The organism is Paraburkholderia sediminicola, assembly GCF_046027825.1.
GTDB classification, from domain to species: Bacteria; Pseudomonadota; Gammaproteobacteria; order Burkholderiales; family Burkholderiaceae; genus Paraburkholderia; species Paraburkholderia sediminicola_D.
Genome location: NZ_JAQQDU010000263.1, coordinates 1 through 545, shown reverse-complemented (window position 1 = coordinate 545; position 545 = coordinate 1). Strand labels below are relative to the sequence as shown.

1 protein-coding gene is annotated in these 545 nt (G+C 55.2%); it reads right to left on the bottom strand.

Annotated elements, in window-relative coordinates:
• Positions 1 to 111: 111 nt before the first annotated feature.
• Positions 112 to 303, bottom strand: coding sequence for a hypothetical protein (locus tag PQQ96_RS42185; RefSeq protein ID WP_408303361.1), 192 nt, complete (start codon positions 301 to 303; stop codon positions 112 to 114).
• Between the last annotated feature and the right edge of the window lie 242 nt (positions 304 to 545).

Genomic DNA, 545 nt, shown 5'->3' with positions numbered 1-545 from the left:
ACCAGGGGGTGCTTGCGGGCAGTGGAGTATTGACTTTGCCTCGGTGAATTTCCGCCGCACTCATGCGAAACTCCACCCTTCGAGTGAAATGTCGGTGTGTTGAAGTTGCAACTACGACTGGAACTGCGACTGGAACTGCGACTGGAACTGCGACTGGAACTGCGACTGGAACTGCGACTGGAACTGCGACTGGAACTGCGACTGGAACTGCGACTGGAACTGCGACTGGAACTGCAACTGCAACTGCAACTGCAACTGCAACTGCAACTGCGACCGTTGCGATAGGTGTAGCTGTAATGGCAATGCAACGGTGTGCCACTGTACCGGGCAAAACGCAAACGCTAGAAAGTACTGGGCGGTTTGATGAAGTACCTTTCGGCGCGCGCAGCGTCGCCGGAAGTATGACGCCTTTGTCACTCACGCCGAATGTGCGAGAGCACAGATTCCAGATGCACCACTGCCGTTACTGTGCGAGGGACCCGCTTAGCAGGGGGTTCGAGCCGCTTTCTTTTGCCTACTTTTCTTTGCGGCAGGCAAAGAAAAGT